Source organism: Streptomyces sp. M-16 (assembly GCF_052114405.1).
Lineage (GTDB): Bacteria > Actinomycetota > Actinomycetes > Streptomycetales > Streptomycetaceae > Streptomyces.
Map to the genome: position 1 here is coordinate 1 of NZ_JBFRER010000352.1, position 401 is coordinate 401.

1 protein-coding gene is annotated in these 401 nt (G+C 65.3%); it reads left to right on the plus strand.

Annotation, left to right across the window (positions count from 1 at the left end; genetic code table 11):
* Positions 1–401, plus strand: a 401-nt coding sequence (locus AB4039_RS42525) for an FG-GAP repeat domain-containing protein (protein WP_442273348.1), incomplete at both ends; no start/stop codon positions are given.

Here is a 401-nt window from a genome sequence, read left to right on the forward strand (position 1 = left end):
CTCGTCTCCGGTGACTTCAACGGGGACCGCCGCAGCGACCTCGCGATGATGTACCGCTTCGGCGATGGCTCGATCAAGATGTTCACTGGCCTCGCTGACGGCGCCGGCCACATCCAGCCCTTCACTTCCAGCACCACGATCCCCGCGAGTGCAGGCTGGGACTGGAACGCCATCGAACTCCGCGCCGGGGACGCCAACGGAGACGGCCGAGCCGACGCGGTCATGACCTATTACCACGGCGACGGCTCGATTGGCTTCTACACCGCCCTCGGCAACACCGTTGGTGGTTTCGGCGACTTCACGGTGGGCTATACGGTCCCCGCGAACAGCTGGGACCGTGCCTCCATGAAGCTCGTCTCCGGTGACTTCAACGGGGACCGCCGCAGCGACCTCGCGATGAT